This is a genomic window from Pacificibacter sp. (assembly GCF_039769035.1).
Classification (GTDB): domain Bacteria; phylum Pseudomonadota; class Alphaproteobacteria; order Rhodobacterales; family Rhodobacteraceae; genus Celeribacter.
The window spans coordinates 1-6,067 of record NZ_JBDMZG010000159.1; the positions used below are offsets into that span (position 1 = coordinate 1).

At 55.3% G+C, this 6,067-nt stretch carries 6 protein-coding genes and 1 pseudogene; 1 reads left to right on the forward strand and 6 read right to left on the reverse strand.

From position 1 onward, the window contains the following. Nucleotides 1–101: 101 nt before the first annotated feature. Nucleotides 102–245, forward strand: a pseudogene (locus ABF287_RS13690) (IS6 family transposase); the annotation flags it as partial. A 113-nt stretch (nt 246–358) separates the two neighbouring features. Here ABF287_RS13690 and ABF287_RS13695 read toward each other — a convergent pair. The 6 genes from ABF287_RS13695 to ABF287_RS13720 all read right to left on the reverse strand — a co-directional run. Further along, nucleotides 359–1,135 carry a hypothetical protein gene (locus ABF287_RS13695; protein ID WP_347185561.1) on the reverse strand — a complete coding sequence of 259 codons (777 nt, stop codon included), beginning with the start codon at nt 1,133–1,135 and terminating at the stop codon, nt 359–361. Beyond that, nucleotides 1,126–2,439 carry a TRAP transporter large permease gene (locus ABF287_RS13700; protein WP_347185562.1) on the reverse strand — a complete coding sequence of 438 codons (1,314 nt, stop codon included), beginning with the start codon at nt 2,437–2,439 and terminating at the stop codon, nt 1,126–1,128. The genes ABF287_RS13695 and ABF287_RS13700 overlap by 10 nt, the downstream gene beginning before the upstream one ends. Continuing rightward, nucleotides 2,436–2,975: a TRAP transporter small permease subunit gene (locus ABF287_RS13705; protein ID WP_347185563.1), complete on the reverse strand. Its 540-nt coding sequence runs from the start codon at nt 2,973–2,975 to the stop codon at nt 2,436–2,438. Before ABF287_RS13705 ends, ABF287_RS13700 begins: the two co-directional genes overlap by 4 nt. An 11-nt stretch (nt 2,976–2,986) precedes the next feature. Further along, complete coding sequence (locus ABF287_RS13710) at nt 2,987–3,988, reverse strand: TRAP transporter substrate-binding protein (RefSeq protein WP_347185564.1); 1,002 nt, start codon at nt 3,986–3,988, stop codon at nt 2,987–2,989. Between the two features lie 41 nt (nt 3,989–4,029). Beyond that, nucleotides 4,030–5,526 (reverse strand): aldehyde dehydrogenase, encoded by a 1,497-nt coding sequence (locus ABF287_RS13715; protein WP_347185565.1) that lies wholly within the window; start codon nt 5,524–5,526, stop codon nt 4,030–4,032. Nucleotides 5,527–5,533: 7 nt separating this feature from the next. Beyond that, a partial coding sequence (locus tag ABF287_RS13720; protein WP_347185566.1) for an SDR family oxidoreductase occupies nt 5,534–6,067 on the reverse strand: 534 nt, incomplete at its 5' end.

Sequence of the window (6,067 nt, forward strand, 5' to 3'; positions counted from 1 at the left end):
CTGCGATAAATAATGAAAGACGACAGATTTACAATATGTAGAGAAGCAAATTACCGATCGTTGTTATCTAGTACCAGTTCGTTTTTGGTGGAATAGATTTGATCCGATGTCTGCAAAAGTTCGCTGCCTTCCACTCTTCAGTCCACAACCATTTCAATCAGGAGCGCCACTTCTACTCACGAGACCATTTTAAGCTCAATCTAACCTCTGCTCTTACTGAGTGGTGTCAATTATTGAGCGCATAGATTTAGGCTGCGCTAGCAATAAGATGCGTGCTCGCGTTAGTTTGATAACGACACTGTCTGGAATATCCATACATTTTCCTACGAGAAATCTCGTGAATCCTGAATATGGGGTGTCACTTTTTTGGGAATAAGACGTTCAAACGCTCGCTCCAAGCCAGCCCAGTCCGCCATCCAGCCAAGTGCATGTCTTCAAGGTCTGCCCAATGTCGCGCCTGCGCTGCCGCCCAAACCAAAGCCAAGTTGCAGGAGATCGCGGGCATCAATCCCTGCTCATGCCCTGCCAGCAATGGGCGCAACGTTGCCATACCGGTTCCCAACATCAAAACTGCGTCTGCACCGCTGTCTGATAGCTGTTCGTAAGCCCTATAAACCCCGCCATCTGTCATCGCATAGATTGGATGGAAGGCGTCGGTTTCCAACTTTGGGCCTGCTTTTGCGATAACCTCGAAGCCAAAACTTTCCCAATACGGCTTACAGGCAGTGTTCAGGCTGTCAGGATAGGGGCTGAGTAATGCGATCTTGCAGGCGTTCATTACGCGCAGGGCTGCGACAGAGGCCAAAGCCGCGGTGATGAAGGGGACGCCATAGCTACGTTCCATCTGTGTCACGATCTTAGCTTCGGCTTCTGCCCCGATCAAGTAAGAGGCTCCGGTGCAGGCGGCGGCGATGACTGAGATTGGCGCGTTGGCAAACTGGGTCGCAGTGCTCTCAAACCGTTTGGTATAATCAATTAGACGCGCTTCGATGGTGTCTTTATCAGATGTCAACCGGGCGTTTATAATCGACATATGGGCGGGCATCAGCGCCCATAGCTCGGGCTCAACCGTCGTATTGGCTTGCGGGGTTAAAACCCCCATCAGACCCTTGCTGCCGTATTCGATTAGAGCCATCCTAGCACCCCTGGGAGCCATAGGCTGAGTGCGGGAAACAGGATTAGGACGATTAGACGCGCCAGATCCGCAAACACAAACGGGATGACGCCGCGAAAGATGGTGCGCAGGGGCAGGTCTTTGGCCATACCGTGCAGGACGAAAACATTGATGCCGATGGGTGGTGTGATCATGCCCAGTTCGATGACGACAATGTTAATCACGCCCCACCAAATTGGATCATAGCCCATACCGACCACCAGCGGATAGACAAAAGGCAGGGTTAGTACCATGGCGGCGATAGTGTCAAAGATAGAGCCAAGGATGAGATAGAAGATCATCAGGCAGCCAATCACCATGAGCGGCGGCAGACTAAGACCTTCGATCCAATCAACGGTTGCGGATGGCAGGCCAGACAGCGTAGCAAAGTAGGAAAACACTGATGCGCCAATGATAATGACGAAGATCAGCCCAGTGTTGCTGGCCGTATCGCCCAAGGCAGCGAGGAACTTTGGGCGCGTCAAGCGTTTGCGAAAGATTGCAAGTAGTAGGGCAACCGCAGCACCGACAGAGGCAGCTTCGCTGACGGTAAAAACACCCGAATAGATGCCGCCGGAAACGACGAAAGCGAGCAGAACCACTGCCCAGCTTTGCATTGTCACGCGCCGCCGTTCGCCCCAGTCTGCCTGCCTGCCCAAAGGGGCCACTTCCGGGTTGCGTTTCACGACGATGGCAACGGCGACGAAGTAGAAGACCACCGCCATCAAGCCGGGAATGACGGCTGCGAGGAACAGCGCGATAATGCTATTTTCGGTCAAGATGGCATAAAGGATCATCACAACAGAGGGCGGCACAATCATGCCAAGCGTACCACCCGCCGCGATTGATCCGGCGGCCAGGGGCTTGGCGTAACCTCGGCTCAACATCTCAGGCAATGCGATCCGTGCCATGGTTGCTGCGGTTGCAACGCTTGAGCCGCAGATGGCACCGAATCCCGCGCATGCCCCAACCGTGGCAAAGATGAGTCCACCACGCTTGTGACCAAGGTAAACGTAGGCCAGCCTGTACAATTCGCCCGATAAGCCTCCGACATGGGCGAGATTGCCCATCAACAGGAACATCGCAATAACCGCTAACCCTTCAGCGGCCATTGCGCCGGATGGTTCGGTTGCAAGCAACGTCAGGGCCGGGCCAAAGCCGATGATCAGTCCTGTGCCGATGACGCCGACCACACCCATCGCAATGCCAACAGGCACTTGGCAGACGATCAGCACAAACATTGCGGTGAGGCCCAAAAGCCCGGTTGTAATGGGATCAGATATCATGGTTTGATGTCCGCCAATTCGTCATGCTGCAACTCCATGATGTCGGGTTTTTCACCAAAGATCAGAGCGTGCAGCCAGCTATAAAAGACGAAGGCTTGCACCGGCACACAGATCGCCATTATCGCCACGGTGACGTAGAACCACGGTGCAAGGAGCAAGCCTATGGTACGGGTGGTGCGGCCACCATCGCTATATTGGCCAGCCAACAAGACAAATTGCCAAACCAGCAGGCCGAAGAAAACAAGTGTGACAATGGCACCAAACAACTCTAACGCCGCGTTCACGCGAAACCCGCCCATGGTGCCAAAAACGCGTACCGTGACATTGGTTTGGCGGAGTAAACCTGCCGGAAAGCAAGACGCGATGATGATAGGAAACACTACTTCGCCGTAGTCCGAGAACCCCGAGATGCGCGGGGCGCCCAAGTATCGAGCAAAGCCGTCCCATGTGATTAAAAGCGCCATGACCACAAGCCCGCAAAACCCGACAAGGGCGACATTGCGTGTGAACCGATCAAGCTTGCTTGCTTGGGTCATGGCGATGCTCATCAACTGGCGCCGCGCATTTCGACCAAGAGCTTGACTGCCGTGTCATAGACGGCTTGGCCATTTGGCGTCGCTGCGATCCACGCATCATGCACGGTCTTCGCTTTGCCTGCGTACTTCTCAATCGTCGCCTGATCCGGCGTTACGACTTCGATCCGGCCCTCTGCCACGACATCCTTGCGAATGCTTTCACCAACATCTGTGTATGCATCCCCACCCATTTGCGCCATCTTGGCTCCGCCATGAGACATGATCGCGGTCTGCGCATCGGCACTTAAGCTGTTCCATTTGCCCTCGTTCATCAGCAGCAAGAACGGGATTGCACCGGCTGGCACAACATAAGCCTGATCTACCAACGGCAGGGATTTGAAGGTCTTCATCCCCGTCCAACCTTGGATCGCACCGTCGACAGTGCCGCGGTTCAGGCCTTCGTTCATTTCAGCCGAAGATAGTGTTTGTGGGGCCGCACCGAGGCTCTCCAGCCAACTGGCATGGATCGACCCAACAGAGCGCACTTTCATATTCGCGATATCATCAAGGCTGGCGATCTTTTTCTTCATAAACAGCGCGTTGGGTTCGGCCGCGAAAAAGCCGACCAAATGGACGCCGTCAAACCCGGTCAGCAATCCCATCTCGTGCAGTTTCCAACCTACAACCGAGGCTTCTTCGGCCGTGCGAAACAGGAATGGCAGTTCAAAAACACCCATTTCGGGGAATTGCCCAGCGGTATACCCCGGCAAGACCCATGTCACATCGGCCACACCGTTCTGCACCAATTCGAATTGTTTGAACGGGTTCTTCCCCAATGTACCGCCCCAAAACGGCATCATTTTCACGTCATTGGTTTCGGTGGCTACGGCTTCCATCCACGGCTTGATGACTTTTGCCACACCTGTGGATTGTTCAGCCACAAAGGCGCCAACCTTGATGATCTCTTGTGCGGTGGCGGGCAGGGCCAGTGCGGACAGGGCGGCGGCAGCCAGTAGATTATTGAAATGCTTCATCTTAACTCTCCCAGTTGGTTGGTGACCGCTTGTCGCAGTCCTTACGTTTCTGCGCCAAATCTGCGCAGTTGCACCGGTTTGATCGGTGTCGATGTTGTGACTTCTTCTGTGTAGAATCGCTCGCAAGAGGCACCGCCTTCACGGCCTACGCCGGAGGATTTGAACCCGCCAAAGGGCGCACGTAATTCGCGCATCATTGGTGTGTTGACCCAGACAACGCCTGAGCGCAGGTGGGTTTGTGTTTGCATGACGGTGGGCAAATGGTACGACCAGATATAGCTGACCAGACCGAATTGGGTGTCATTGGCGATGCTGACGGCATCCTCGATATCATCAAACGGCAGGAAGGTGGCGAAGGGGCCAAATATTTCCTCTTGCGCACAGCGATCGGCATTTGAAGTAGCCAGCACTGCCGTCGGTTCAATGAAATACCCACCGCCAAGATCATCGCGACGCGTTCCTCCTGTCAGGACTGACCCGCCATCCTCGCGCGCCATATTGGCAAAAGACAGCACCCGGTTCATGTGAGGTGCGGATGCCAGTGGACCGACTTCAGTGGCATCATCCAAAGGGTCTCCTACCTTGATCCGCTTGGCACGTTCGGCAAATCGCGCTGTGAATTCATCGAACATACTGCGTTCGACCAAGATGCGGGAGCCTGCCAAACACTGCTGACCATTGTTAGAAAATATCCCCTGCAAAGCCCCGTCCAACGCGCGCTCTATATCAGCGGAGGCAAAGATGATGTTGGCCGATTTGCCGCCCAATTCCATCGTTGTAGGCACAAGGTTTTGTCCCGCAGCAGACATAATCGCACGGCCAGTTTCTGTGCCGCCGGTAAAGCTGATGAGATCGACATCCGGGTTGGCGACCAACGCCGCTCCCGTCACAGGGCCACGGCCATTGACCAAATTCAACACGCCTTCTGGCAGTACATCATTCAACAGCGCGACCAAGCGGGCGAGCGAAAGTGGGGTCTGTTCGGAAGGTTTCAGCACGCAGGTATTCCCGAACGCCAATGCCGCCGCGATTTTCATCGTGGCCAAGGCAACAGGCGCGTTCCACGGCGCGATTAATGCGGCAACGCCAACGGGCCTGCGTGTGACGGTTGTGATGTAATTGTCGGTTTGGGTGTAGGCCTCGCCTTTGGACTGGCTGATGTATTCCGCGAAAAATCGAAAATTATAGGCGGCACGCACCATATGCCGCGCTTTGAGCTCCTTGAGGACCAAGCCCGTCGCCGCACATTCCAGCCGTGCCAATTCATCGACGTTTTCGAGAATTTTAGTGCGGCAAGCTTCCAGTACCTCCATCCGCTTTTCAACGCTGAGATGCGGCCAAGGTCCTTTGTCGAATGCGTCTCGCGCAATGGCCACGGCTTGTGCTACAGCAGCGGAACCATCCTCGATCAATGTCGAAATCTGCTGTCCGGTTGCCGGGTAATAGATCGGTATCTCAATGCCGCCCCCACGGCTTGCGCCTTGGCCTGCCAGTCCTGTGACTTGCCTTGGGGGGATGATGGGGAGGTTGAATGTCATGCTGTGGTCATCCCATGTACGTCCCGCCGTTGACTTGAAGTACCTGCCCGGTGACGTAGCCCGCGGCGGGCGAGAGCAGGAATTGGATTGGCCCGGTAATGTCACGCGGCTCTGCAATCCGGCCCAATGGAATGGTCTTGGCATAAGCCTCGCGGTCCAGCCGCTCGGCTTGCTGTTCATCAGAGCGCCCCGTGCCTCCACGCAAAAAGGCTGTGTTTACAGCTGACGGGGCAACGCAATTCACCCGGCATTTGGGGGCGAGTTCTAACGCGAGTTGGCGTGTCATTGCCGCAATGCCAGCTTTTGCTACGGCGTAGGCTCCATAACCGGGGCGGGCGAAGTGGCCCAAGCCTGATCCCGTTAGGACCATCGCGCCGCCGTCAGAGATGCGGGATGAAAACGCCCGCGCGGCGTAGAAGGCAGAGGTCAGATTGCCGTCAATCAGGCTTGCCCAAGTCTCTGGTGCATGGGTTGCAAGTGGTTCTGCTTCGCTCATAAAACCGCAGAGGTTTACGAAGCCGTCGATGTTGCCTACTGCCTC

Excerpts from the sequence above, each read along its gene's own strand:
- ABF287_RS13695 (WP_347185561.1), bottom strand. The coding sequence starts at position 1,135 with ATGGCTCTAATCGAATACGGCAGCAAGGGTCTGATGGGGGTTTTAACC.
- ABF287_RS13700 (WP_347185562.1), bottom strand. The coding sequence starts at position 2,439 with ATGATATCTGATCCCATTACAACCGGGCTTTTGGGCCTCACCGCAATG.
- ABF287_RS13705 (WP_347185563.1), bottom strand. The coding sequence starts at position 2,975 with ATGACCCAAGCAAGCAAGCTTGATCGGTTCACACGCAATGTCGCCCTT.
- ABF287_RS13710 (WP_347185564.1), bottom strand. The coding sequence starts at position 3,988 with ATGAAGCATTTCAATAATCTACTGGCTGCCGCCGCCCTGTCCGCACTG.
- ABF287_RS13715 (WP_347185565.1), bottom strand. The coding sequence starts at position 5,526 with ATGACATTCAACCTCCCCATCATCCCCCCAAGGCAAGTCACAGGACTG.